General features: G+C 70.0%; 24 protein-coding genes. 14 read left to right on the top strand and 10 right to left on the bottom strand.

Translation table 11 applies throughout. The annotated features are described in order from the left end of the window. The first annotated feature begins 63 nt into the window (after positions 1-63). Positions 64-1,407 carry an MFS transporter gene (locus tag C6P64_RS10485; protein WP_170073079.1) on the top strand — a complete coding sequence of 448 codons (1,344 nt, stop codon included), beginning with the start codon at positions 64-66 and terminating at the stop codon, positions 1,405-1,407. A 12-nt stretch (positions 1,408-1,419) separates the two neighbouring features. Here the strand turns inward: C6P64_RS10485 and C6P64_RS10480 are convergent, their stop codons facing one another. Continuing rightward, on the bottom strand, positions 1,420-4,236 hold the full coding sequence (locus tag C6P64_RS10480; RefSeq protein WP_105748510.1) for an AMP-binding protein: 2,817 nt from the start codon (positions 4,234-4,236) through the stop codon (positions 1,420-1,422). A 98-nt stretch (positions 4,237-4,334) separates the two neighbouring features. Between C6P64_RS10480 and C6P64_RS10475 the strand changes: the two genes are divergently transcribed. Beyond that, a complete protein-coding gene (locus C6P64_RS10475; protein WP_105748509.1) occupies positions 4,335-5,966 on the top strand; it encodes an NAD-dependent malic enzyme in 1,632 nt (543 codons plus the stop codon). Here the strand turns inward: C6P64_RS10475 and C6P64_RS10470 are convergent. Genes C6P64_RS10470 through C6P64_RS10460 form a run of 3 tightly spaced genes read right to left on the bottom strand, consistent with a single transcriptional unit; the run spans position 5,945 to position 9,573 of the window. Beyond that, complete coding sequence (locus tag C6P64_RS10470; protein ID WP_146115902.1) at positions 5,945-8,662, bottom strand: cation-translocating P-type ATPase; 2,718 nt, start codon at positions 8,660-8,662, stop codon at positions 5,945-5,947. The two genes, C6P64_RS10475 and C6P64_RS10470, sit on opposite strands and share 22 nt — an antisense overlap. A 9-nt stretch (positions 8,663-8,671) precedes the next feature. Next, on the bottom strand, positions 8,672-9,148 hold the full coding sequence (locus C6P64_RS10465) for a hypothetical protein (protein ID WP_105748507.1): 477 nt from the start codon (positions 9,146-9,148) through the stop codon (positions 8,672-8,674). Further along, a complete protein-coding gene (locus tag C6P64_RS10460) occupies positions 9,145-9,573 on the bottom strand; it encodes an ankyrin repeat domain-containing protein (RefSeq protein ID WP_146115901.1) in 429 nt (142 codons plus the stop codon). The genes C6P64_RS10465 and C6P64_RS10460 overlap by 4 nt, the downstream gene beginning before the upstream one ends. A gap of 148 nt (positions 9,574-9,721) precedes the next feature. Here C6P64_RS10460 and C6P64_RS10455 point away from each other — a divergent pair, with 148 nt between their 5' ends. Both C6P64_RS10455 and C6P64_RS10450 read left to right on the top strand, forming a co-directional pair. After that, the gene (locus C6P64_RS10455) at positions 9,722-10,459 is read left to right on the top strand and encodes a sulfite exporter TauE/SafE family protein (RefSeq protein ID WP_425436746.1); all 738 of its coding nucleotides are present in this window, start codon (positions 9,722-9,724) and stop codon (positions 10,457-10,459) included. Between the two features lie 103 nt (positions 10,460-10,562). After that, positions 10,563-11,720 carry a pyridoxal phosphate-dependent aminotransferase gene (locus tag C6P64_RS10450; protein ID WP_170073080.1) on the top strand — a complete coding sequence of 386 codons (1,158 nt, stop codon included), beginning with the start codon at positions 10,563-10,565 and terminating at the stop codon, positions 11,718-11,720. Positions 11,721-11,747: 27 nt separating this feature from the next. Here the strand turns inward: C6P64_RS10450 and C6P64_RS10445 are convergent, their stop codons facing one another. From C6P64_RS10445 to C6P64_RS10435, 3 genes are all read right to left on the bottom strand, one after another. Continuing rightward, the gene (locus tag C6P64_RS10445; protein WP_105748504.1) at positions 11,748-11,978 is read right to left on the bottom strand and encodes a hypothetical protein; all 231 of its coding nucleotides are present in this window, start codon (positions 11,976-11,978) and stop codon (positions 11,748-11,750) included. A gap of 33 nt (positions 11,979-12,011) precedes the next feature. After that, positions 12,012-13,376: a nicotinate phosphoribosyltransferase gene (locus C6P64_RS10440; RefSeq protein ID WP_105748503.1), complete on the bottom strand. Its 1,365-nt coding sequence runs from the start codon at positions 13,374-13,376 to the stop codon at positions 12,012-12,014. 194 nt (positions 13,377-13,570) lie between these two features. Continuing rightward, on the bottom strand, positions 13,571-15,853 hold the full coding sequence (locus C6P64_RS10435; protein WP_105748502.1) for a heavy metal translocating P-type ATPase: 2,283 nt from the start codon (positions 15,851-15,853) through the stop codon (positions 13,571-13,573). Between the two features lie 108 nt (positions 15,854-15,961). On the opposite strand from C6P64_RS10435, the gene C6P64_RS10430 reads away from it, so the two are divergent. The 10 genes from C6P64_RS10430 (at position 15,962) to C6P64_RS10385 (ending at position 22,845) form a co-directional block, all read left to right on the top strand. Further along, positions 15,962-16,159, top strand: a complete 198-nt coding sequence (locus tag C6P64_RS10430; RefSeq protein ID WP_105748501.1) for a heavy-metal-associated domain-containing protein — start codon at positions 15,962-15,964, stop codon at positions 16,157-16,159. 398 nt (positions 16,160-16,557) lie between these two features. Continuing rightward, positions 16,558-17,301, top strand: coding sequence for a septum site-determining protein MinC (gene minC / locus C6P64_RS10425; RefSeq protein ID WP_105748500.1), 744 nt, complete (start codon positions 16,558-16,560; stop codon positions 17,299-17,301). 29 nt (positions 17,302-17,330) lie between these two features. Beyond that, positions 17,331-18,146, top strand: coding sequence for a septum site-determining protein MinD (gene minD / locus C6P64_RS10420; protein WP_105748499.1), 816 nt, complete (start codon positions 17,331-17,333; stop codon positions 18,144-18,146). Between the two features lie 4 nt (positions 18,147-18,150). Continuing rightward, positions 18,151-18,411, top strand: coding sequence for a cell division topological specificity factor MinE (gene minE, locus C6P64_RS10415; protein WP_105748498.1), 261 nt, complete (start codon positions 18,151-18,153; stop codon positions 18,409-18,411). A gap of 11 nt (positions 18,412-18,422) precedes the next feature. Beyond that, positions 18,423-18,791, top strand: coding sequence for a YXWGXW repeat-containing protein (locus C6P64_RS10410; protein WP_146115900.1), 369 nt, complete (start codon positions 18,423-18,425; stop codon positions 18,789-18,791). A gap of 42 nt (positions 18,792-18,833) precedes the next feature. Next, positions 18,834-19,811 (top strand): Bug family tripartite tricarboxylate transporter substrate binding protein, encoded by a 978-nt coding sequence (locus tag C6P64_RS10405; protein WP_105748496.1) that lies wholly within the window; start codon positions 18,834-18,836, stop codon positions 19,809-19,811. Between the two features lie 87 nt (positions 19,812-19,898). Further along, positions 19,899-20,531, top strand: coding sequence for a YXWGXW repeat-containing protein (locus C6P64_RS10400; RefSeq protein WP_105748516.1), 633 nt, complete (start codon positions 19,899-19,901; stop codon positions 20,529-20,531). Positions 20,532-20,663: 132 nt separating this feature from the next. Beyond that, a complete protein-coding gene (locus tag C6P64_RS10395; protein WP_105748495.1) occupies positions 20,664-21,503 on the top strand; it encodes a DUF2589 domain-containing protein in 840 nt (279 codons plus the stop codon). Positions 21,504-21,534: 31 nt separating this feature from the next. Then, on the top strand, positions 21,535-22,257 hold the full coding sequence (locus C6P64_RS10390) for a hypothetical protein (RefSeq protein ID WP_105748494.1): 723 nt from the start codon (positions 21,535-21,537) through the stop codon (positions 22,255-22,257). 6 nt (positions 22,258-22,263) lie between these two features. After that, positions 22,264-22,845 carry a hypothetical protein gene (locus C6P64_RS10385; RefSeq protein ID WP_105748493.1) on the top strand — a complete coding sequence of 194 codons (582 nt, stop codon included), beginning with the start codon at positions 22,264-22,266 and terminating at the stop codon, positions 22,843-22,845. Positions 22,846-22,901: 56 nt separating this feature from the next. On the opposite strand, the gene C6P64_RS10380 is transcribed toward C6P64_RS10385, so the two are convergent. The 3 genes from C6P64_RS10380 to purE are packed head-to-tail and all read right to left on the bottom strand — an operon-like array spanning position 22,902 to position 25,668. After that, the gene (locus C6P64_RS10380; RefSeq protein WP_105748492.1) at positions 22,902-23,963 is read right to left on the bottom strand and encodes an L-threonylcarbamoyladenylate synthase; all 1,062 of its coding nucleotides are present in this window, start codon (positions 23,961-23,963) and stop codon (positions 22,902-22,904) included. Further along, the gene (locus tag C6P64_RS10375; RefSeq protein ID WP_105748491.1) at positions 23,954-25,168 is read right to left on the bottom strand and encodes a 5-(carboxyamino)imidazole ribonucleotide synthase; all 1,215 of its coding nucleotides are present in this window, start codon (positions 25,166-25,168) and stop codon (positions 23,954-23,956) included. Before C6P64_RS10375 ends, C6P64_RS10380 begins: the two co-directional genes overlap by 10 nt. Further along, entirely contained in the window at positions 25,165-25,668 is a 504-nt protein-coding gene (purE, locus tag C6P64_RS10370; RefSeq protein ID WP_281257962.1) for a 5-(carboxyamino)imidazole ribonucleotide mutase, read from the bottom strand. Before purE ends, C6P64_RS10375 begins: the two co-directional genes overlap by 4 nt. Positions 25,669-25,736 lie beyond the last annotated feature (68 nt).

Below are 25,736 nucleotides of genomic sequence, written 5' to 3'. Positions count from 1 at the left end.
CCGGCCAGGGCTTGACGGCCCGGGGGCGGCTGGCTGTCGCAGCGCGGGGCTAACATCGCCCCCATGTCCGACCTCCACCGCCCCGACACCCCGCCCTCCTCCAGCGTCGCCGCCAATGCCGTCCGACAGGCTGCCAATGCCGGCCCGCTGAAGCCCGGCGTGCGCAAGCGCGAAGCCTGGGCCTGGGCGATGTACGACTTCGCCAACTCGGGCTACACGACGGTGGTGATCACCGCGGTGTTCAACGCCTATTTCGTCTCGGTGGTCGCGGGCGGTGCGCCCTGGGCCACCTTTGCCTGGACCGCCGCGCTGTCGCTGTCCTACCTGCTGATCCTGCTCAGCGCACCCTTGCTCGGTGCCTGGGCCGATACCCATGCGGCCAAGAAGCGCTTGCTGGCCTGGACCACGCTGGGCTGCGTGCTCGGCACCATGGGCCTGGCGCTGGCCGGTCCGGGGGCGGTCGCGCTGGCGCTGGCCTTCGTGCTGCTGTCGAACTTCTGCTTCGGCAGCGGCGAGAACCTGGTCGCCGCCTTCCTGCCCGAGCTCGCCGAGCCCGACCGCCTGGGCCAGGTCTCGGGCTGGGGCTGGGGCCTGGGCTATGTCGGCGGACTGCTGAGCCTGGGCGCCTGCCTGGGCTACATCGGCTGGGCGCAGGCCAACGGCCAGGGCGCGGCGCATTTCGTCCCGGTCTCGATGCTGATCACGGCGACGCTGTTCGCGCTGGCCTCGCTGCCGACCTTCCTGCTGCTGCGCGAGCGCGCGACGCCGCAGCCGCGCAGCAGCGAATCGGCCTGGGGCCGGGTGCTGGCCACGCTGCGCCAGGCCGGTCGCTACCGCGACATGCGCCGCTTCATGCTCTGCATCGTGTTCTACCAGGCCGGCATCCAGGCGGTGATCGCGCTGGCGGCGATCTATGCCGAGCAGGCGATGGGCTTCTCGACCGCCGACACGATCCAGCTGATCTTCCTGGTCAACATCACGGCGGCGCTCGGTGCGCTGGCCTTCGGGCGCTGGCAGGACCGGATCGGCCATGTGCGCGCGATCGCGCTGACCCTGGTCGGCTGGATCGTCATGGTGCTGCTGGCCTGGTCGGCGCAGGGAGCGACGCCGTTCTGGATCGCAGCCAATATCGCCGGCCTGTGCCTGGGCGCGAGCCAGTCGGCCGCGCGCGCGCTGGTCGGCTATCTGGCACCCGAGAGCCGGCATGGCGAGTTCTTCGGCCTCTGGGGGCTGGCGGTCAAGCTGTCGTCCATCCTCGGGCCGCTGACCTATGGCGCGGTGACCTGGATCAGCGGTGGCGACCACCGGTTGGCGATCCTGGTGACCGGCAGCTATTTCCTGATCGGGCTGGCGCTGCTGGCGGGCGTGAATGCCGAACGCGGCCGACGCGCAGCGCTGGAGGGCTGAGGCTCAGACAGGTCAGCGCTGCAGGTCGGGTTCGCCGCAGCCGGCCAGGATCGCGGCGCGCGCGGCATCGCGCAGCGCGAGCGCACGCTCCCATTCGCTGCCTGCCAGCGGCTCGGGGTCCAGCACCGGGCCGAGGGTGACGCGCACCTTGCCTGGCCTGGGCAGCCAGTGGCCGTCGCGCAGCCGGTCGCGGCTTCCGGCCAGCGCCACCGGCCGCAGCGCCAGGCCGGCGCGTGCCGCCGCGACGAAGGCGCCCATGTGGAAAGGTCGCAGTCCGGGCGCGCGCGTGAAGGTCCCTTCCGGGAAAACCGCCAGTCGCTGGCCCTGTCTTGCCGCCTCGGCCAGCCTCTCGGCGTCGGCCAGGCCTTGCTGCAGGTCGAAGCGCTCGACGAACAGGCAGCCGAGGCGCTCCAGCAGGACGCGCGACCAGAAGCTGCCGCGCAGCTCGCGCTTGGCGACGAAGCGCCAGCCCGGCGCGGGCAGCGCCGCGATCAGCAGCAGGCCGTCGAGGTAGCTGGCGTGGTTGGCGACCAGCAGCCTGGCTTCGCCTGTGGCTGGCCCGGACTGATCGACCTGTTCGAGCCTGATGCCGGCCAGCGCTAGCCAGATCCGCGCCGCGCGGTGCAGCAGCAGCCAGGCCGTGGCGGGTCGGCGCGTCAACGCGACCCCGAGCCAGACCGGCAGCGCCAGCAGTGCGAAGGCGGCGACCGCCCAGGCCCCCGCCAGCCGCTCGGCGACCCGGGTAGCCAGGCGCCCTAGCCTGGGCCAGGCACCCGCGACGAAGACCCGCGCCAGCTGCAGCCAGGCCGCGCGTGGCTCGGCCTCGGGCAGGCCCTGCTCGAACAGCGCCCGGCTGGCGGCGCGCCTGACCTTGCCGCTCGAGGTCTTGAGCACGATGCGCCGGTCCGATAGCCAGATCTCGTCGGCCGGCAAGCCGAGCAGATCCACCACCTGGTCCTGGATCGCCTGCCGCAGCGCCGTCAGCGCGGTGGCTTCGCTGAGCCGGGTCTCGGCCGCGACGACCAGGCGCTCGGTGCCGCTGGCCGGATCGGGGCTGCCGAAGACCGCGACGCAGCCCGGGCGCACGCCGGCAAGGCGGCCCACCGCCTCCTCGACCTCCTGCGGGTAGATGTTGCGCCCGGCCTTGATCACGATGTCCTTGGCACGGCCGGTCAGGTACAGCTCGCCGCCCGCGAGGTAGGCGTAGTCGCCGGTCTCGAGCCAGTCGCCATCGAACAGTTTGGCGTTTGCCTGCGGATTGCGCCAGTAGCCGGAAGTCGCCGAGGGACCGCGGAACTGCAGCCGGCCCTCGCGCCGTTCGGGCAGCTCGCTGCCGCTGGCGTCGACCACGCGCAGCTCGTAGCCGGGCAGCGGCCGGCCGCAGGCGACGAAGCGCAGCGGATTCGGATCGTCGGGCGCTGCTGGGATTGCCTGGCCCAGGGTCGAGAACGCGGCCCGGCCTATGCGATCGACCAGCAGCCCGCGCTGCGGCGTGAACGCGAGCCCGACCGCGCATTCGGCCAGGCCATAGACCGGCGAGAGCGCCTTGGGGTCGAGGCCGCAGGCGGCAAAGCGCGCCGCGAAGCGCTCCATCGTACCGGGGTTGACCGGCTCGGCGCCATTGAAGGCGACGCGCCAGCCAGACAGGTCGAGCTGCCCGAGCAGATCGTCGGGCACGCGGCGCAGGCAGAGCTCGTAGGCGAAGTTGGGCGCGCCCGACAGCGTGCCGCGGTAGTCGTGGATGGCCTGCAGCCAGCGCTGCGGTGCTGCCAGGAAGCGCAGCGGCGACATCACGACGAAGGGGATCGCGTAGACCAGACAGGACAGCCAGGCGCAGATCAGCCCCATGTCGTGATAGAGCGGCAGCCAGCTCACGAACACATCATCCGGCCTGACGGCGGCGGCGCGCGCCATGGCGCGGATATTGGCCAGCAGCTGGGCGTGCGTCAGCGTCACGCCCTTGGGGTTGCCGGTACTGCCCGAGGTGTACTGCAGCAGCGCCAGGTCCTGGCCGGCCGCCGGCGCCTGGGCCGGGTTGGCGCGGCAGGCCAGCAGATCGTCCGCGAGCACCACGCCGCGCAGTCCTGCCACCAGCCCGCGCAGCAGTCCGGCCGGCAAGGCGACCTCGCCGCTGGCGACCAGCAGCCGGGCGCCGGCATTGTCGAGGATGACCGCGTGACGGCGCAGATGGTCCTCGAGCTGGGACGGCCGCGCCGGCGGGTAGATCGGCACCGGCACCGCGCCGGCCAGCAGGATGCCGAGGAAGCAGGGAAAGAATTCCAGCCCGGTCGGCAGCATGAGGGCGACCATGTCGCCGCGGACGATGTCGCGCGCCTGCAGGCCGGCCGCGACCGCTTGCGCCTGCTGTTGCAGCAAGCCGTAGCTCAGGGGATGTGCGGTGCCGTCCTCGTCGAGCAGGATCAGATGGGTGCGCTCGGGCTGGCGCCGGGCATGCCAGGCCAGCACGGCGCCCAGCGTCGCCAGCTGATCGGGGGCCGGTTCGCCCTTTGCCTCGGCTGCTCCCGCTATGCCCATCGCAGGAGCGGATTCCGGCACCGGCAGGGCCTGGCTGTCGGCCGCCGCCAGCGCGCGCAGGAAGTCGCGCGGCGTCTGCGCCTCGCCGATCAGGCGCTGCGGCAGCCGGACGCCGAAGGCGGACTCGATGCGGACCAGCAGCTCGGCGCGCGCCAGGCTGTCGAGCTCGGCGTCGCGCTCGAGCTCGCTGTCCAGCGTCAGCAGGGGCGCTGGCGGGCCCGGCCGCAGCTCGCGGCAGAGCGCGGCGATCAGCGCCAGCAGCGGACCGGCATCATGGCTGGAATCCCTCTTCATTTCGCTTGCTAGCGTTTATAGTGCATGACACATCATGAAGGCGGGACCGGCCCGGGTCAAATCGCCCGCACGGCAGCACCCCGCCAGGGAGGACGGACATGAGCGGCTCTCTGACAGGCGCGGCCTTGCTGCGCGACGCAACGGCCAATCGCGGCACGGCGTTTTCCGAGGCCGAGCGCGACGCGCTGGGCTTGCGCGGGCTGCTGCCGCCGGCAGTCGAGACGCCCGAGCGCCAGGTCGCGCGCGTGATCGACAACCTCAAGCGGCAAGCCAGTGACCTGGACCGCTACTGCTGGCTGATGGCCTTGCGCGAGCGCAGCGAGCTGCTGTTCCAGCGCGCCCTGCTCGACCACTTGGCCGAGTTGCTGCCGCTGGTCTACACGCCGACGGTGGGCCAGGCCTGCCAGCAGTTCGGCCGCATCTTCCAGGCGCCGCGCGGGCTCTACGTCACGGCCAGGGACCGTGGCCGCGTGCGCGAGCTGCTGCGCCGCTGGCCGGCCGGGCCGGTGCGCGCCATCGTCGTCACCGACGGCTCGCGCATCCTCGGGCTCGGCGACCTTGGCGCCAACGGCATGGGGATTCCGATCGGCAAGCTCGACCTCTACAGCGCCTGCGGCGGCATCGCGCCCGGCTCCTGCCTGCCCGTGATGCTCGATGTCGGCACCGACAACGCGACGCTGCGCGACGACCCCTTCTATCTCGGGCTGCGCCAGCCCCGGCTGCAGGACGATGACTACGACGCGCTGCTCGAGGAGTTCGTCAGCGCGGTGCAGGAATGCTTTCCGGGCGTGCTGCTGCAGTTCGAGGACTTCTCGAACCGCCATGCCTTTGCCTTGCTGGCGCGCTACCGCGAGCGGCTCTGCTGCTTCAACGACGACATCCAGGGCACTGGCGCGATGGGGCTGGCAGCGGTCAATTCGGCGCTGCGCATCACGGGCGGCAAGCTGACCGGGCAGCGGCTGCTGTTCGTTGGCGCCGGCGAGGCCGCGCTCGGGATCGCGACCATGGTCAAGGCCGCGATGGTCGCCCAGGGCCTGAGCCTGGAACAGGCGCGCGAGCGCTGCTGGCTGCTCGACACCCAGGGCCTGCTGGTCGCCGGCCGTCCCGGACTCCCAGCACACAAGCAGCCGCATGCCCAGCCGCGCGCGCCGCTGGCTGACCTGGAGCAGGCCATCTCGGTGCTGCAGCCCACGGTCCTGATTGGCGCCTCGGGCATGGGCCAGCTGTTCAGCCAGCCGGTCCTGCACGCGTTGGCCCGCCATTGCGAGCGCCCGGTGGTGTTCGCGCTGTCAAACCCGACTGCCAAGGCCGAGTGCAGCGCGCAGCAGGCCTATGAATGGACCGAGGGGCGCGCCATCTTCGCCGCCGGCAGCCCGTTCGCGCCGGTCGAGCTTGCCGGCCGCACCCTGGTGCCGGGCCAGGCCAACAATGCCTACATCTTTCCCGGCGTCGGCCTGGGCCTGCTCGCCAGCGGCGCGACGCGGGTGAGCGACGCGATGTTCTTCGCCGCCGCCGCCGCGCTGGCCGCCCAGGTGAAGGATGCCGACCTCGCCAGCGGCCGCATCTTCCCGGGCCAGGACCGGCTGCGCGAGGTCGCGCTCGCGGTGGCCGTGGCGGTCGCTACCACCGCCTGGCGCGACGGCCTGGCCACCCAGCCCCGCCCGGACGACCCCGAGCTGGCGATCCTGGCCTCGATGTACCGGCCCGGCTATCCTGCCTGCGCCGCCTGACGCCGCAGCAGCCACTTGCGGCCTTCCTCGGCCAGTCCGGGCAGCAGCGCGAGCGGCGCGATCAGCCACCAGAGCGCCGGATCGAAGGGTGCGGTGCCGAACAGCCACTGGCCCGGCGCGCTGTAGACGATCAGCATGAGCAGCAGCAGCTCGACGCCGAGTCCAGCCAGCAGCAAGGGGTTGCGGCGCAGGCCGAAGGACCAGGCCGGCGCGACCGGATGGCGGCAGACGAAGACGTTGACGACCTGTGCCGCGACGATGGTCGCCAGGCAGGCGGTCGTCGCCTGCAGGTAGAGCGGTTCGCGGTGATCGAGCGCCATTCCCCAATGCCAGCCGCCCCGCTGCAGCAGCAGGAAAAATACGAACAGCGAGATCGCCGCCTGCATCGGCCCGAGCCAGAGGTAGGCGCGCGCCAGCACGCTCCAGGACAGCAGGCGCTCGGCTGCGGGGCGCGGCGGTCGTTGCATCACGGCCGGATCGGGCGGCTCGGCGCCGAGCGCGAGCGCCGGCAGCAGGTCGGTGCCGAGGTCGACCGTCAGCATCTGGATCACGGTCAGCGGCAGCGGCACGCCGAGCAGCACATAGGCCAGGTAGGGCACCAGCTCGGGGATGTTGGACGTCAGGATGTAGGTCAGGAACTTGCGCAGGTTCTCGAACACCGCGCGCCCCTCCTCGATCGCGTTGACGATGCTCGCGAAATGGTCGTCGAGCAGGATCATGTCGGCCGCCGACCGGGCCACGTCGGTGCCCGACAGCCCCATCGCGATGCCGATATGCGCCGCCTTGAGCGCTGGTGCGTCGTTGACGCCGTCGCCCGTCACCGCGACGATCTCGCCCTGCAGCCTGAGCGCCTCGACCACCAGCGCCTTCTGCTCGGCGCTGACGCGGGCGAACAGCAGCTCGGGGCTTTCGAGCAGCTGCTGCAGCTGGGCCGCCGCCATGCCGCGCAGCGACTCACCCAGCACGACGCGCGGCTGGTCGCCGCGCACCAGTCCGATCTCGCGCGCGATCGCCACCGCGGTGTGCGGATGATCGCCGGTCACCATGATGACCCGGATGCCGGCCGCCTGGCAGCGCCCGACCGCCTCGGCGACGCCGGGCCGTGGCGGGTCTTGCAGCCCGATCAGCCCCGACAGCATCAGCCCGGTCTCGGCCGGTGGCTCGTCCGGGTCCAGCCGCTTGCAGGCGAAGGCCAGCACGCGCAGGCCGCGGTCCGCCAGCGCCTGCTGCGCCTGCTCGAAGGCCTGCCGGTCGCTCTCGGCCAGCGGACCGGCTTGTCCCTCATGTTCCAGGCTGTCGCACAGCGGCAGCAGGGCCTCGGGCGCGCCCTTGCAGTAGAGCCAGCGTTCGCCGTCGAGCTCGACGATCACCGACATGCGGCGTCGGTCGGCATCGAAGGCGATCATCCCGAGCAGCTTCAGGTCCGCGCAGTCCAGCGCGCGCTGGCCGAACTCCGACAGGGCCAGCTCCATCGGATCGCCCTGCCAGACCGCCCGCCCGTCGCGCTGGCCGACCTTGAGGCTGTGGCAGAGCGCCGCATTGCGCAGCAGCTGCCGTGCGGCCGTTCCGTTGCGGACCGATGCCGCGTCCTGGATCCGGCGGTCCAGGTAGAGCTGGCGCACCGTCATGCGGTTCTGCGTGATGGTCCCGGTCTTGTCAGTGCAGATCACCGTCGTCGCGCCCAGCGTCTCGACCGCCGGCAGATGCCGGACCAGCGCGTTGCGCCGCGCCATGCGCTGGGTCGCCATCGCCAGCGACAGGGTCACCGTCGGCATCAGCCCCTCGGGCACATTGGCCACGATGATGCCGATCGCGAACATCAGGCTGGCCCAGAACGGCAGCTCCAGCGCCAGGCCGATGCCGAAGAAGAGCAGGCCCAGCCCCGACGCCAGCAGCGCGACCAGGCGCGACAGGCGGCGGATTTCCTGCTGCAGGTGGGACTCGGACTTGCGCTCCGCCTGCGTCAGCTGCGCGATGCGGCCGAACTCGGTCTGCATGCCGGTCGCGAACACCAGCGCGCGCGCCTCGCCCGACACCAGCGAGGTCCCCGCGAGCAACAGGTTGCGCCGCTCCAGCGCGTTGCCCGGTCCGCTTTCCTGCTCCGCGTTCCTGGCCTGCGGCAGCGATTCGCCGGTCAGCGTCGAGGCATCGACGCGCACGCCGCTCGCCGCGATCAGGCGGCAGTCGGCCGCTACGTTGTCGCCGGCCTCGAGCAGCACGACATCGCCCGGCACCAACGCTGCGCTGGCCAGGATCGCGAGCTGGCCGTCGCGCAGCACCTTGACCTGCTGCGGCAGCAGCCGGCGCAGCGCGTCGATCGCGCGCCCGGCGCGATGCTCCTGCCAGAACGAGAACAGGCCGTTGACCAGGATCACGGCCAGGATCGCGATGCCGAGCTGCCACATGCCCTCGCCCGGGCTGCGCGTCTCGGCGAACAGCGCCAGCCCGGCCGCCAGCCACAGGATGATGGCGAAGAAATGCGTGAACTCGCGCAGCAGCCGGCGCCAGGCCGGCTCGATCCCGACCTCGGCGAGCCGGTTCGGGCCGTATTGCTGCAGCCGGTGCGCGGCCTGCGCCGAGCTCAGCCCCTGTTCCGAGCTGCCCAGGCTGCGCAGCGCCGCCGCTGCCGGCAGGTCGCTGACATGGCTGTCCGCCACCGTTTCCATGGCGCGCTGGTCAGGTGCAGCGGCGGCCATGGAGCGCTTTCAGCGTGGGCGCTCGAAGCCGGACTCGATCCAGGCCAGCGCGCTGCCCGCGTTGAGCTTGAAGGCCGGCGACACCGGCACCCGTGCCAGCTCCGCGCCGAACTCGTCCTCGGCGCTCAAGGTCGCGGTCGCGCCCTCCTCGTCGGGCACGATCGCCAGCAGCACCTTGATGCGCTGGCCCTGCAGCGTGACGCTGACGTTCTTGTTGAGCTGGGCATGGAGCTGCTGCTCGTGACGCCGGATCACCTCGCTGGCGGTCTTGACCAGGGTGTTGAAGGCGGCGGCATCGAGCGGCTTGGGGTTCTTCTTGTCGCGGCCCATGGTCCAGGGACCGACCAGCGCCGGCTCGTCCTCGCCGCGCAGCAGCATCGCCACCGCCCAGCCATCGTCGTCCTCGTTCTTGATCACGCGCGCAGTCCAGCGGCCGTCGCTCCAGAGCCGCGCTTCCTGGATCACCTCGGGGCTGTCGTCGCTCATGCGGCCTCCGGCTTGTGCGGCTTCCTGCTGATGCGGTCCCAGTCCTTGAAGGTCTGCTGCAGGCGGTTCCTCGAATTCGGGTGGCCGTTGCGGAAGACATGGGTCAGCCGCTTGCGCAGGGTCTCGTCGGGCGCCGGCGCGGCCAGCCGCTTGAGCTGGTCGATCACCAGCATCACGACCTGGAAGCTCTCGGAGTCGGTGGCGAGCTCCAGCATGCCACGCCCGTCCTCGGTCCGGTCCAGCAGGTCGGCACCCTGCTCGATCATGTAGCTGACCAGGCCGGCCTTGCCCTGCCGGCAGGCCCAGTGCAACGGCACCAGGCCCGCGGCCAAGCGGGCATTGAAGTCGGCGCCAGGCGCGAGCAGCTCCGGCGCCAGCGGCCAGTCCGAGGCCTTGATCATCTGCTGGATTTTCCAATCACTCATCGGGTCTGTGTTTCTGTGCGGGCGGGGTTTGAAAATCTGGCGGACGCGCAGTCTCTCACAAAGCCTGGCGGGAGCTGTCATTCCAGCGCGCCTTGCCGCTGCCATGATGCCGCTATGCTCGCGGTTTGTCCAAGTTTCGCGTGCCACCATGCTGATTGCCATCGTCTTCCTTGCCGGCCTGTGGGCCGGGCTGCAGAATACCCTCGCCGGAGGCGGCTCCTTCGTCACCCTGCCGGCCTTGATGCTGACCGGCATGTCGCCGCTGGCGGCCAACATCACCTCGACGCTGGCGCTGTTCCCGGCCCAGGTCAGCACCGGGCTGGCCGGGCGCAAGCTCGCCACTGGAGCGGGCAAGCTGCCCCTCAAGACGCTGTTCTGGATCAGCCTGGTCGGCGGCGTGCTCGGCGGCCTGCTGCTGCTCAACACGCCCTCGTCGGTGTTCGCGCGCCTGGTACCCTGGCTGGTGCTGTTCGCGACAGCGGTGTTCGCCTGGGGCAATTTCCTGCGCAAGCCGTCGACCGAGGGCGGCGCCCATCTCGGGCCGGTGGCGGCCGCGCTGGTGCAGCTGCTGATCGCGATCTACGGTGGCTACTTCGGCGGCGGCATCGGCTTCCTGATGCTGGCCGCGCTGACCATGGCCGGCCTGCCGGCGCGCAATGCGGCTGCGACCAAGAACGTGCTGGCCGGCGTCATGAACGCGTCGGCGGTGGCCTTGTTCGTCTTCTCGCCCGAGGCCCACTGGCGCGAGGCGCTGGTGCTGAGCGCGGGCGCCGTGATCGGCGGCATGGCCGGCTCCTGGGCGCTGCACCGCATCAACGAGAAGCTGCTGCGTGTGCTGGTGGTCTGCATCGGCATCACGCTGACGATAGGCCTGTTCCTGCGCTGAAGACCGGCTTTCCACCACCCTTTCATCATCCGGGGACGACATGAACCCTGTCAGCCAAGACACCACCAGTGCTGACCGCGCCACCAGCCTGCTGGCCACGACGATGCCGCCGCTGCCCAGCCGCCTGCCCGGCGTCGGCACCACCATCTTCAGCGTCATGTCGGCGCTCGCGGCCGAGACCGGTGCCGTCAACCTGGGCCAGGGCTTTCCGGACTTCGACTGCGACCCGCGCCTGGTCGATGCGGTCAGCCACGCGATGAGCGCCGGCCTCAACCAGTACGCGCCGATGACCGGGGTGCCGGCGCTGCGCCAGGCCATCGCGGCCAAGCTGCAGTCGCTCTACGGCCGCGCCTACGACGCCGAGCGCGAGATCACCGTCACCGCCGGCGCCACCCAGGCCATCCTGACCGCGTTGCTCGCGCTGGTGCATCCGGGTGACGAGGTGATCGTGCTCGACCCCTGCTACGACAGCTATGTGCCCGGCATCGCGCTGGCCGGCGGCACTGCGGTGCGGGTGCCGCTGCAGCCCGGCAGCTTCCGGCCCGACTTCGACCGCATCGCGGCGGCGCTGACCCCGCGCACGCGCGCGCTGATCGTCAACACGCCGCACAACCCGAGCGGCACCGTCTGGCGCGAGGCCGACATGCTCAGGCTGCAGGAGCTGCTCGCGCCGACCGGCGTCTGGCTGATCAGCGACGAGGTCTACGAGCACATGGTGTTCGACGGCCAGCTTCATGCGTCGGCGGCGCGCCATCCCGGCCTGGCCGAGCGCGCGCTGATCGTCAGCAGCTTCGGCAAGACCTACCATGTGACGGGCTGGAAGGTCGGCTATGTCGCGGCGCCCGCCGCGCTGTCGGCCGAGTTCCGCAAGGTGCACCAGTTCAACGTCTTCAGCGTCAACACGCCGGTCCAGCATGGCCTGGCGCAGCACCTGGCCGATCCGCAGCCCTATCTGGAGCTGCCCGCCTTCTACCAGCGCAAGCGCGAGCTGTTCCGTGCCGGCCTGGGCGCTACGCGATTGCGCCTGCTGCCCTGCGAGGGCAGCTATTTCCAGTGCGTCGATTACCGGGATCTGGCCCTGCCCGAGCGCGAGCTGCCGGAAGCCGCCTTCTGCGAATGGCTGACGCGCGAGATCGGCGTCGCGGCGATCCCGCTGTCGGCCTTCTACGGCGACGGCTTCGAGCAGGGCGTGGTGCGGCTGTGCTTCGCCAAGCGCGACGAGACGCTGCAAGCGGCGCTGGAGCGGCTGGCGCGGCTCTGAAGCTGCGCCAGCAACCGCGCGCCAGGTTCAGCCGCCCAGCGACTGGAAGCGGCGCAGCTGCTCGATCGCAGTCCGGATCGTGGCGTCGGACAGCTGGGGCTGCGGCCTCAGCTTGGCTTCGAGCCGCTGCAGATCGATGTCCTGCAGGGCCTCGAGCGCTTCGGGGCTGCGGCCGAGCACGAGCTGCAGCGCGATCTCGTGCGCGAGCAGGCAGCCGTGGATGCTGTCGATCTGGTATTCGATTTCTTGCTGGTCCATGGGCCAGGAGTCTCGCACAGACTGGATCGGCGCTCAGTGCGGCAGCCGGTCCAGGCTGGCCGCGAGCTGCTGCAGCGCTTCCGAGATCGCGACCGGATAGGCCTGTTCCGGCATGGCAGCGTCGATTCCGCGCAGCGGCTCGGGTAGCGCAGCGAGCTGTGCCGCCGCATGTGCGCGCAGCGCGTCCAGCGGCTCGGGCGGCGCGATGCGGCGACCGGCGCGCATGACCGGCTGCAGCAGCGCCTGGGCACCGGGCGGTGCGGGCTCGTCGGCCAGCGCCACCCGGTCGCGCTCGATCCGGTCGTCCGGCCCGCTCCAGCGCCAGACCTGCTTGGCCCCGGGCCAGGTCGCCTTGCCTTCGGAGCGCTTGCGCCGCGGCTTGCCGGCGTAGCTCTGCAGCTTGTAGACCGCGTCGAGCGCCGGCACGTCGGCCGAGGTGCTCAGCGCGGTGCCGACGCCGAAACCGTCGATCGGCGCGCCGGCCCGCAGCAGCTGGCGCAAGCGCCATTCGTCGAGGTCGCCGCTCGCGAAGAGGCTGACCTCCTGCAGGCCGCCCTGGTCGAATATCGTCCGCACCAGGCGCGCGTGCATGGCGAGGTCGCCGCTGTCGAGCCGCACCGACCCGATGCGCGCCCCGCGCCGCTCCAGCGCTGGCGCGAGCGCCACGATCTTGCGCGCGGCCGCCTCGGTGTCGTAGGTATCGATCAGCAGCGTGAGCGGCCCGCGCAGTCCGGTCTGCGACCCCGCATAGGCCCGGAAGGCCTGTACCTCGAGCTCGTGCACCTCGACATAGGAATGCGCCATGGTGCCGAACACCGGGATGCCGTATTGCTGGCCCGCCAGCACGGTCGCGCTGCCCGCGAAGCCCGCCAGATAGCTCGATCTTGCCGCGACCAGTCCGGCCTCCGCGCCATGCGCGCGCCGCAGCCCGAAATCGACCAGCAGGTTGTCGGGGGCCGCCAGCTTGCAGCGTGCGGCCTTGCTCGCGACCAGGGTGGCGTAATGGACCAGGTTCAGCAGCCGGCTCTCGACCAGCTGCGCCTGCGCGATCGGCGCCTCGACCCGCAGCACCGGCTCGTTGGCAAAGAAGACCGTGCCTTCGCGCATCGCGTGCACCTCGCCGGTGAAGCGCAGCTCGGCCAGGCTGTCGAGGAAATCGGTCCGGAACCGGCCCGTCGCGTGCAGCCAGTCGAGTTCGTCTTGGTCGAAGCGCAGCTGCTCCAGGAAGGCCAGCGCCGGCTCGATGCCCGCCAGCAGCAGGAACTGGCGCTGTGCCGGCAACGTGCGCACGAACAGCTCGAACACCGCCGTCTGCTGCAGGTCCTCGTCGTGATAGGCCTGCAGCATGGTGAGCTGGTAGAGGTCGGTCAGCAGCGCGCTGTCGGCCGCCTGCTTCATGCGCCTGCTCCCGCGAGCTGCTGGCAGTCCAGCAGGCGGGCGCCTGCCAGCAGTCGCACAAGGCCGGACCCGCCCGCTGTTTCACTCATCGCATGTTTCTCCCTTTGATCTGGAATTCTGCGGTGCAAGGCAGTTGCAGACAAGCCGGACCCGACCCCAATGCCGTCCGCTGGCAGCAAAACAACAGCCGGCGCTCAGGCGCCGGGCTGCCAGCGCTTGAGCAGCAGCGCGTTGCCGACCACGCTGACCGAGCTCAGCGCCATCGCGGCGCCCGCGAACACCGGATCGAGGTAGCCCAGTGCCGCCAGCGGAATGCCAGCCACGTTGTAGGCGAAGGCCCAGAACAGGTTCTGCCGGATCTTGCTGACCGTGCGGCGCGAGATGTCGAGCGCTGCCGCGACCAGGCGCGGATCGCCGCGCATCAGCGTGATGCCGGCCGCATGCATCGCGACATCGGAGCCGCCGCGTGCCGAGGCCATCGCGATCCCGACATCGGCCGCCGCCAGCGCGGGCGCGTCGTTGACGCCATCGCCGACCATCGCCACCCGGTGGCCGCCCTGCTTGAGCGCGGCGATACGCGCGGCCTTGTCGCCGGGCAGCACCTCGGCCAGCACCTCGCCGGCCTCCGGGCTCAGCCCGAGGCGGCGCGCCATCGCCTCGGCCGCGCCCCGGTTGTCGCCCGAGATCATCGACAGCCGCAGGCCGCGCTCGCGCAGCCGGGCGACCGCCATCTGCGCGCCGGTCTTGGGCAGATCGGCAAAGGCGAACAAGGCCAGCGGCACGAAGCGGCCATCGGGCAGGCGCAGCGCGAGCGCCGACACCGTCGCGCCCTCGGCCTGCATCGCCTGGGCCCGCTCCGCGAGCTGGCCCAGGCCGACGCCGAGCTCGTCCATCCAGCGCAGGCTGCCCAGGTGCAGATGGGCACCTTGCACCTGGCCATGGCTGCCGCGTCCCGGCACCGCCTGTACTTCCTCGGCGGCCAGTGCCTGGGCCCCGGGCGCGGCCTCGGCGGCCAGCACGACCGCCCGCGCCAGCGGATGGGCGCTCTGGCGCTGCAGCGCGGCAGCCGCTTGCAGGACGCCGGACTCGTCCATGCCGGTGGCGGCCACCAGGGCGCTCAGCGTCGGCTCGCCCAGGGTCAGGGTGCCGGTCTTGTCGAAGGCCACGGTGTCGATGTGGCAGGCGGTCTCGAGCGCCTCGGCATCCTGCACCAGGATGCCATGCTGAGCCGCGACCCCGGTGCCGGCCATGATCGCCGCTGGCGTCGCCAGCCCGAGCGCGCAGGGACAGGCGATCACCAGTACCGCCACCGCCGGCAGCAGCGCGTCCTCGAGCGCGGCGCCCTGCCAGAAATACCAGCCGCAGAAGGTCAGCAGCGCAATTGCCAGCACCGCCGGCACGAAGACCGACGCGACCTGGTCCACCAGACGCTGGATCGGCGGCTTGGCCGCCTGCGCGTCCTGCACCAGCGCGATGATGCGGTTGAGCACGCTCTGCGCGCCGACGGCCGCCACCTCGAGCTCGACCGCGCCGTCGCCGTTCAGGCTGCCGCCGGTCAGCCGGTCGCCCGGCTGCTTGGGCACCGGCATCGGCTCGCCGGTCAGCATCGACTCGTCGACCTGGGTGCTGCCCTGCCGCAGCGCTCCATCGGCCGGCACCCGCTCGCCCGGGCGCACCAGCACCCGGTCGCCCGGCAGCAGCTCGGCCACCGGCACGTCGACCAGTTCCTCGCGCCTGATGCCGTCGGGCAGCAGGTGCGCGACCTCGGGCCGCAGCGCGTGCAGCGCGCGGATCGCCTCGGTCGCCTGGCGCTTGGCGCGCGACTCCAGCCACTTGCCCAGCAGCACCAGCGTGATCACCAGCGCCGAGCCCTCGTAGTACAGATGCGGCATCGCGCCGGCCTCGGTGCGCCACCAGAGCCAGCTGCTCAGGCCCCAGCCCGCGCTGGTGCCGATCGCCACCAGCAGCTCCATATTGCCGCTGCGCGCCTTGATCGCATGCCAGGCGGCGCGGTAGAAACGCGCGCCGAGCCAGAACTGCACCGGGGTCGCGAGCGCGAACTGCAGCCAGGCCGGCAGCATCCAGTGCTGGCCCAGCAGCGACCCGAACATAGGCAAGGTCAGCGGCGCCGACAACAGGGCGGCCAGCAAGACCGGCCAGGCGTCGTGCGGCAAGCCGAGCCAGCCCTTTTCCGGTTCGGCCTCGGCGGCTTCGAGCGGCCGCGGCTCGTAGCCGGCGTCGCGCACCGCCCGCTGCAGCCGCGCCGCCATGGCGGCCCCATCGTCCGCATCCGCCTGCCAATGCACCCGCACCGACTCGGTCGCGAGGTTGACGCTGGCCTGCTGGACACCGGGAATCTTCCTGAGCGCGCGCTCGACCCGCCCCACGCAACTGGCGCAGGTCATGCCGCCGACGCCGAAATCCGTCTCGCCGGTGGCAGGCTCCACCGCTGCTGTCGCTGTGCTTGCTTGTTCCATGGGGCAAGTATGAACCGGAAGTCGATCCCGTTCATGACCTGCTGGCTGCGGCAGCGCCGGTCTGGCGCGATACTGCGATGGCTGATCAACCCTTGAAAGGAACCCTCGATGCAACAGATCTTCACCGTCACCGGCATGACTTGCGGCCATTGCGAAAAGGCCGTGCTCCAGGCCATCCGCGCGCTCGACCCGCAAGCCCAGGTCCACATCGACCGCAGCCAGAACCGGGTCGAAGTCGAGTCCACCGAACCGCGCGAGAAGCTGGCCGGCGCGATCGCCGAAGAGGGCTACCAGGTCCAGGCCTGATCCACTGTCGGCTGGCGATGCCAGCGCCGATCCCGCGCCATGCCGCCCCGACCGGGCGGCATTTTTTATAACTCTGTGGATAGATAGATAGCAAGATCCTTGTTATCAACAGGATGTGGGCATTTCCTGGACTTGTTGCCGTCGCATCGAATTCCAAAACATCATCCATCCACAAGCTTGTGCAAAGAAAAACCTGTTGATAAAAAATCACAAAATAGACTTATCCACAGATTCATGCACTCCTCTACTACTATGATTATTTTTAAAGTAGATTCGAGTAATCAGAAGCCGTAAACCTCTGCACGGCGACAAAAAAGCTTTTGCCTGGGACGAGCTGGTGGCTTTTCTGGCATTTCAGCGCTGGCTGTTAAGATTTATGTTTTCTGACTGTTATTCGCATGTCTTCTGCCGCACCGGGCTCGACAGCCCATCTGTTCGAGGTCAAGAGCGCCCAGCTCCCGCTGGTGACGCTGTTGCTGAAGTCGACCCATCTCAACGAGGTGGCGAACGAACTGCAGCAGCGCTATGGCAACAGCCCCGATTTCTTCGCCGGCGATCCGCTGCTGATCGACCTGTCGGCGCTGCGTGATAGCGAGGAGCCGTTGGAGTGGAGCTTTTTGCTGCCGCTGCTGCGCCGCTACCACCTGATGCCGGTGGCGGTCAAGGGCGGCAATCCCAAGCAGATGCAGTCAGCGCTGCAGGCCGGACTGGCCCAGGCCGATGAAGCGACCTACACCCGGGCCGAAGCGGCGGGTCAGACTGCCCCAGCCGCCAAACCCGCGCCGGAACCCGAACTGCTGCCGGCACTGATCGTCGACAAGCCGCTGCGCTCGGGCCAGCAGGTCTATGCACGCGGGCGCGACCTGGTGGTGTTGGCGATGGTCAATCCGGGCGCCGAGGTGATCGCCGACGGCCATATCCATGTGTTTGCTCCGCTGCGCGGCAAGGCCATCGCCGGCGCGCGCGGCTATACCGATGCCCGCATCTTCGCGGCCAGCCTGGAAGCCGAACTGATTTCGATTGCTGGTGTCTATCGCACCAGCGACAAGCCCCTGCCCGCCAATGTGCAGGGGCGACCGGCCCAGGTCAGGTTGCAGGCCGGTCCCGATGGCGAGAAACTGGTGCTTGAACCTATCAACTGAACTGATCTTTCTTTCATAAAGAATCGAAAATGGCACAAATAGTCGTTGTGACTTCTGGTAAGGGTGGAGTTGGCAAGACCACCACCAGCGCGAGTTTCGCGGCCGGTCTCGCACTCAAGGGCTTCAAGACAGTCGTGATCGACTTCGATGTCGGCCTGCGCAACCTCGACCTCGTCATGGGCTGTGAACGCCGCGTGGTGTATGACTTCATCAACGTCATCCACAACGAGGCCAACCTGCACCAGGCCCTGATCAAGGACAAGCAGTGCGAGAACCTCTACATCCTGGCCGCCAGCCAGACGCGCGACAAGGATGCGCTGACCCAGGAAGGGGTCGGCCGGGTGCTGGCCGAACTGGCCAGCATGGGCTTCGAGTACATCGTCTGCGACTCGCCGGCCGGCATCGAGACCGGTGCGCTGATGGCCATGCATTACGCCGACGAGGCGCTGGTCGTGACCAACCCCGAGGTGTCCTCGGTGCGTGACTCCGACCGCATCCTCGGCATGCTGGGCAGCAAGACCCAGCGCGCGATCGAGGGCAAGGAGCCGGTCAAGGAGCACCTGCTGATCACGCGCTACAACCCGAACCGGGTCGAGGACGGCCAGATGCTCTCGCTCGAGGACATCCACGACATCCTGCGCATCGGCCTGATCGGGGTGATTCCCGAGAGCGAGACCGTGCTGCAGGCCTCCAACGAAGGCCTGCCCGCGATCCACAAGGAAGGCAGCGATGTCTCCGAGGCCTACAAGGACCTGGTCGACCGCTTCCTCGGCCACGAGCGCCCGCTGCGCTTCGTCGAGGCAGTCAAGCCCGGCTTCTTCAAGCGTCTGTTCGGCGGGAGATAAGAGCATGTCTTTTTTTTCCTTCCTGCTGGGCGAGAAGAAGAAGACCGCCTCGGTCGCCAAGGAGCGCTTGCAGATCATCCTGGCGCACGAGCGCAGCGGTCGCAGCAATGCCGAGCCTGACTACCTGCCTGCGCTGCAGCGCGACCTGATCGAGGTGATCAGCCGCTACATCCAGATCAACCCCGACGACATCAAGGTCCAGCTCGACCGCGAAGACAACCTCGAGGTGCTCGAGGTCAAGATCGAGCTGCCCGAGCCGCGTTGAGCTGGCAAGAGATGCAGGCCCTGAAACGCCTGATCCCGGTCACGCTGCTGGCAGTGCTGACCGCCTGTGCCGTTCCCGCGCCCGTTGCGGGATCGGCCCCCGACACCGGGTCGGTCCTGCTGGTGCGCGAGCAGGCTGATCCGCCCCAGCCCCTGCTCGAGCATCCCGGCCGGCCACCTGCCAACGGCTATGTCTGGATCGCCGGCCGCTGGGACCTGCTGGAAGGCCGCTACCGCTGGCAGCCCGGCAACTGGGTGGCGCCACGACCGGGCCAGGTCTGGCAGGCCCATGTCTGGCGCCTGGCCGGTGACGGCTGGGTGCAGGAAGGCGGCCGCTGGGTGCCCGATGTCAACCGCCTGGTCCGGCCGCGCCAGCGCTGAAGCCTGGCATTGCCGTCCCATCACTTAACCTTGCCACCCACCATGCTGCGTCGAACCTTCACCTGTGCCGCGCTGACCCTGGCTGTTGCCGGAGGCGCGCAGGCCCAGAGTCCTGCTGCCAACTACCCGAACAAGCCGATCCGCCTGATCGTGCCCTTCCCGCCCGGCGGCGGCACCGACATCCTGGCGCGCCTGATCGCGACCCGTCTCGGCGACCAGAACCAGTGGTCCATCGTGGCTGACAACAAGAGCGGCGCTGGCGGCACCATCGGCATCACCGAGGCCGTCAAGGCCGCGCCGACCGGCCATGAGCTCGTGATCGGGCAGAAGGACAACCTCGTCATCGGCCCCTGGCTCTACAAGAACCTGCCCTGGGAGCCGACCCGCGACCTGGTCCCGGTGGCCCATCTGGCCTACACCCCGGTGCTGATCGCGACCAGCGCCAGTTCGAAGTTCAAGACGCTGGCCGATGTCGTCGCGGCCGCGCGTGCGGCGCCAGGGCGGATCAGCTACGGCTCGCCCGGCAACGGCACCTCGATCCACCTGTCCGCCGAGCTGTTCGAGAAGGCGGCCGGCATCCAGTTCGTCCACATCCCTTACAAGGGATCGACGCCCGCGCTGATGGATGCGCTGGCTGGCAACGTCGACCTGCTGGTGTCCTCGGTGCCTTCGGCGATGAGCCAGATCAAGTCCGGCAAGCTGCGTCCGCTGGCGGTCACTTCGGCCAAGCGCAGCTCCTCGCTGCCCGAGGTGCCGACCATCGCCGAATCGGGTTACAAGGGCTTCGACGTCAGCACCTGGTATGGCGTGCTCGCACCGGCTGGCACGCCCGAACCCATCGTCGCGCGGCTCAATGCCGACATCAACAAGCTGCTGGCCAACCCGGAGGTCAGGGAGGCGATCCAGGCCCAGGGTGCCGAGCCCGAGGCCATGACGCAGGCGCGCTTTGCCCAGCTGCTCAAGTCCGACTATGCCAAGTGGAAGGGCATCGTCGAGGCATCGGGCGCCAAGCTCGACTGAGTCGACCGAGCTGTGCCGGGGCGTCACAGCTGTAAGCAGCTGTTGCAAGCCCTTGTTGGCTGCCAGGCCGGCGCCGACAATGCCGGCATGGCTTCTCATTTCCCGCTTCTCCTGCTCGCGTCGGCGGCCTTGGCGGGCTGCGCCGTGGTGCCTGGACCGGTCGATTACGGTCCGGCCTACGAGCCCGCCTACCCGACCACCATCTACGCGGCTCCGCCGGCGCCCCGGATCGAATACCCCGGGCTGCCGCCGGCAGCGGGCTATGTCTGGATCGACGGCTACTGGAACTGGGGTGGCAGCCGCTACCTCTGGGTGCCGGGGCGCTGGGCGGCCCAGCATCCGAGGCCGGCCTGGGGGCCGGAGTTCTGGCCGCACGAGCGCGAGCCCAGGCGTCCGCCCGTCGAGCGCTGGGAGGAACGCCGGCCACCCCCCCGCCCGCATTTCGACGAACCCGACCGTCGCTGGCGCAACGAGCCGCGCGCTCCGCGGCCCGAGCCGCCACGGCCCCAGGTCCAGCCTGCGCCAGTCAATCCCGCGCCACCGGTGATCCAGCAGACCGAGCCCGGCCGGGCCGGCTTCATGCGCGGGCTGGCCGAGCGGGGCCAGCGTCCCGAGTCGGCCCCCCGCTCCGCCGAGCCTGACCAGCGTCGTTCTCCCGAGGCTGGTCGGCGCGATGAACGCGGCCGGCCGGTACCCAGCGAGGGCGGCGAGCGGCATTGATGCCTAGCATGACTACCACGAAAAAATAGCAGTTGTCGCTGCTTTGTCCCGGACCTAGAATGAAAAAGCAGGCTGGGCCCGCCAGATCAGGTTCTACCCTGCGATTTTCATCACAGATACAGGGGGTGAATCATGGCTGCCAATCCGGGAACCGAGCTGTCGAGTCTCAACTTCGGGAACATGATCGGGGGGCCGCTGTGCGCGGTCATCGAGGCGCAGACCCAGGCCGCGCGCGCCACGGCCGACTTCATCAAGACGGTCGGCTTCGACCAGGACAACAAGCCGGTCTACGTCGAGTTCAAGTACCCGAAGGAGGTCGCGCCCTACCAGCCGGCGGTCGAGGCCCATGTGGCCTCGGTCACGGTCAGCAACCCGGGCAGCGGCTACGAGAGCGCGCCGACCGTGACCTTCTCGGCCGGCAGCAGCGACACCGCCGCCCAGGCCCAGGCCGTGGTCGAGAACGGCAAGGTGGTGCGCATCGAGCTGACCGACGGCGGCAGCTATGGTTCGGCACCGACCGTCACCCTGGGCGCGCCGACCGGCGACGGCGGCATCCAGGCGACCGCGACGGTGGTGTTCGCGACGCGCAAGGACGCGGTCGAGGCCAAGTTCCAGGACATGAAGATCGAGGTGCCGCTGCTGACCATGCTGCCGATTCCCTTCATCCGGGTCGAGGAGGCGACGATAGACTTCAATGCCAAGATCAACTCGATCGAGACCCAGAGCCAGAGCAGCGACCTGGCCATCGGTGGCAACCTCGAGGTCAAGCAGCGCTGGCCGGGCGGCTCGGCCAAGCTCAACGTGTCCTGCTCGTACAAGAAGACCACTGCCAGTGGCAGCAATGTCGAGCGCACCTACTCGATGCATATCTTCGTCAAGGCCTCGCAGGACGAGATGCCGGCCGGCATGGAGAAGCTGCTCGGCGTGCTCGAGGGCGCGATGCGCTCGACGCCGGTCGGCGCCGTGAAGTGACTCCTTCACCTGCTGCCAGCCGGACCGGAACATGAGCGAACTCAGCGAAACCCTCGGACATCTGCTGTGCGAGATCACCCGCGCCCGCATGGCGGCCGACCGCGAATCGGTCCGGATCGCCCGCCAGTACGCCGAGGACGATGGGGGCTTGCTGCGCCATTTTCCGGTCCCGCGCATGCGCATGCCCCAGCTCGAGCTGACGCTGCCGGTGGTGGTGTCGCATATCCCCGAGGGCTATGTCACCCGGGTGGCGCCCGACATGCTGGTCTCGGCCCTGTCGGCCAACCTCAGGGAGGCGCTCAAGGCCCAGTCCATCCATGTCAGCACGACCGAGATCCGCAGGATCGTGCGTGCCGATCCCAACCTGAGCCAGGGCCTGGTCAGCGACCAGTTGCCGACGCAGCTGACCGAGCAGCTGCACGACCACACGCGCCGGCTGGTCGAGCGCCAGCTGGCCAAGGCCGCCAAGGCGGCCGGCAGCGACCAGGCCGCGAGCGCCAGCCAGAGCGCCGAGCGCTTCAAGCAGATTGCCGCCATCATCCGCACCGAGGTCAACCGCACGCTGGACGCGCTGCCGCAGCGGCCCATCGGCATCAGCGTCGATGCGCGCACCCAGCTGGTCAAGGAAGCGAATCAGGGCGGCAGCTTCTGCCTCAACCTCAAGCTCAACGTGACCGAGGAAGGGCTGGACATGCTGTTCGAGGAGCCCGGCCAGGACAGGCCGCCCGTGCTGAGCCGTCTGGTGCCGGAGTAGGCCGGCATGCAGATCGTCGTCACGGCCTTCCTCGACGAGTCGCGGGCGCTGGTCGAGGAATCGCTGCGCCTGGTCGATGACTACCAGCACAAGCAGCCCGATTTTCCGGCTCGGCTGGTCGACTGGCTGCGCCGGGCCGAGGAAACGCTCAAGAAGCATCGCCGCAGTCAGCTCGCGCCCCTGTCGGCGCTGCGGGCCCGGGCGCTGGCGGCGATCGCCGGCGTGCACGAAGGGGCAGAGTCTGCAGCACGCCGGCTGCAGGCGCGCAAGCAGACGGCGGGCGCCTGTGCGCTGCTGCTGGGCCAGGCCCAGGACCTGCTGCACGAGGCGCAGGCCGCGCTCGAGCCCAGGCGGGACGAGGCCGCGCGCCTGATCCAGCAGATCCTGCAGATCCTGATCCAGAACGGCCTGCTGCCGGCCCTGCTCGATGCGGCGTCCGGACGACCGGCCGAGCGCCTGGCGCTGGTCTGGCAGGCCTGCCAGACCCGGCCCGAGGTCGCCAATGGCGCGCGCCAGGTGCTGGGCCTGGTGGCCTGGGCCGACGCGCTGCGCCTGATCGACGAGACGCTGGACGCCTGGCGGCTCTGAGTTCGCCGGTCCCTGTCCCTGCTTGAGGCGGGACCTGCTTGGGGCCTGAGTTGGGTTCAGGCCGCGGCGCGCTGCAGCCGGTCGCGCACGCCGTCCCAGGCCGGATCGGCCGGCGGGGTCTCGACCCAGATCAGCTTGACGCCGGGCTGGTCGAGCTCGCGCAGCACCGCGAACAGTTCCTGCGCGCAGGCCTCGGCCTGGGTCGGCATGTAGCGCAGCAGCAGATGCCGGCTCGCGCTGCTGACGGGCTGGCGGGTGTAGATCGCGATGTGACGCGCATCAGCGCCGAGCAGGTCGAGCGCGGCCTGCATCTCGGCCTGCGGCATCAGGCGCACGCGCGCGGTCGGCGCGTAGTGCGACTCCAGCGTGCCCGAGGCCTTGGGCGCGGCCTGGTCGCGCAGCGCGACCGGCTGGCCGATGGCGGCCTCGAGTGCCTCGATACCGATCATGCCGGGGCGCAGCAGCACCGGCCGGCCACGGCTGCAGTCGACGATGGTGGACTCGATGCCGACCGGGCAGGGGCCGCCATCGAGGATCAGCAGTTCGGCGTCCGACAGCTGGGCGTCGAACTCGTCGCGCACATGCTCGGCCGTGGTCGGGCTGACGCGGCCGAAGCGGTTCGCGCTGGGCGCCGCCAGGCCCTGCACGCCGATGGCCTGGCAGGCCTGCAGCAGCGCCTGCGCCACCGGGTGCGCCGGGCAGCGTAGCCCGATCGAGTCTTGGCCGCCGGCGGATGCCGCACCGACCTCGGGCCGGCGCGGCAGGATCAGGGTCAGCGGACCGGGCCAGAAGGCCTGCATCAACTTGAGCGCGAAGTCGGGCAGCGCCCGCGCGTAATGCGCGACACCGGCTTGCCATTGCGCCGCAGTGGCGCCGGCCAGGTGCACGATCAACGGGTGGTCCTTGGGCCGGCCCTTGGCGTCGAAGATGCGCCCGACGGCTTGCGCCTGGTCGGCATCCGCCGCCAGGCCATAGACGGTCTCGGTCGGCAGGCCGACCAGGGCGCCGGCCTTCAAGGCCAGCGCGGCCTGCTCGACCGCCTGCTGCGCTTGCGCGAGCGCCGCCGCGCCGGCCTGCGCCGGAGCCAGCAGCGCGCGCGCGTCCAGCGTCAGCGCCATGGCGCCATGCCCAGCAGCTCGGCGCAGCGCAGCGCGGTGGCCTGCACCTGCTCGACGCTCGCGCCGGTCACGTTGAGATGGCCCATCTTGCGGCCCTTGCGCGCCTCGAGCTTGCCGTACAGGTGCAGATGCGTGCCCGGCAGCGCCAGGATCTGCGCCCAGGGCGGATCGATAGCCTGGCCGTCCTGGAACCACAGGTCGCCCAGCAGGTTCAGCATCACGGTCGGGCTGTGCAGGCGCGGTTGCACCAGCGGCAGGCCGGCCATCGCGTGCACCTGCAGCTCGAATTGCGAGACATCGCAGGCGTTGATCGTGTAGTGACCGCTGTTGTGCGGACGCGGCGCCATCTCGTTGACGACCAGGCCGCCATGCTCGCTGCCGTCGTCGATCACGAAGTACTCGACGCACAGCACGCCGACATAGCCGAGCTGGCGTGCCACCGTCGCCGTGGTGGCGATGGCACGCTCGGCCAGTTCGGCCGGCACGTTGCCGTCGAACACCTCGGTCACGGCCAGGATGCCATCGCGGTGCAGGTTGCGCTGGACCGGGAAGTTGACCACCTGGTCGTCGGCGCCGCGCGCCACGATGACCGACAACTCGGCCTTCAGCGGCAGCATCTTCTCGAGCACGCAGGCGACGCGGCCCATGCCGTCCCAGGCGGCGGCGAGCTCGGCGCGGTCCTTGACCCGGGCCTGGCCCTTGCCGTCGTAGCCCAGGCGGGCCGTCTTGAGGATGCCGGGCAGCAGTTCGTCGCCCACTGCGGCGAGGTCGGCCGCGGTCTCGAGCGCGGCATGGGGTGCCGGACCGACGCCGCCGGCCTTGGCGCAGGCGACGAAATGGGCCTTCTCGGCGATGCGGTCCTGCGCCACGGCGACCGCGCTGGCGGCGGGCGCCACCGGACGGGTCGCGGCCAGGCTTTGCAGCGAGGGGGCCGGCACGTTCTCGAACTCGGTGGTGATGGCGTCGCAGCGTGCCGCGAGCTCGGCCAGGCCGGCCGGGTCCTCGTAGCCGGTCTGGATGTGGAAATGGCTCACCAGGCCGGCCGGGCTGGCCGGGTCGGCGTCGAGCACGGCGGTGTAGTAGCCCATCTCCTGCGCGGCCTGCACGAACATGCGGCCGAGCTGGCCGCCGCCCATGACGCCGAGCGTGACGAGCCGGCCCTCGGGCATCACCGAGCCGGGCAGCAGGGTCTTGATCGCGCTCATGCGGAGCCCACCGGCGGCAGGGTCATGGCGCGCGCGGCCTCGGTCTGGGCAGCGCGGAAGGCCTCGAGCTTCTCGCGCAGCGCGGCGTCCTCGTTGGCCAGCATGGCGACCGCGAACAGCGCCGCGTTGGCCGCGCCGGCGGCACCGATGGCAAAGGTCGCGACCGGGATGCCCTTGGGCATCTGCACGATGCTGTGCAGCGAATCGACACCCGACAGCGCCTTCGACTGCACCGGCACGCCGAGCACCGGCACCACGGTCTTGGCCGCCAGCATGCCCGGCAGATGGGCCGCGCCGCCGGCACCGGCGACGATGGCCTTCAGGCCGCGGCCGACCGCGGCTTCGGCATAGGCGAACATGTCGTCGGGCATGCGGTGCGCCGACACGACCTTTGCCTCGCAGGCAATGCCGAACTGCTGGAAAATCTCTACCGCATGCTTCATGGTGTCCCAGTCGCTGTTGGAACCCATCACCACGCCCACCTTGATTGCTTCGCTCACAGGCCACTCCAAAAGTTGCGATTTTACTTTTGGCCCCCAGATAGGGGGCAAAATCCTGCAGCAATTCC

The organism is Malikia granosa (genome assembly GCF_002980595.1).
Taxonomy (GTDB): Bacteria; Pseudomonadota; Gammaproteobacteria; order Burkholderiales; family Burkholderiaceae_C; genus Malikia; species Malikia granosa.
Note: the sequence above shows the minus strand (reverse complement) of the source record. Positions and strands in the feature narration are given on the sequence as shown.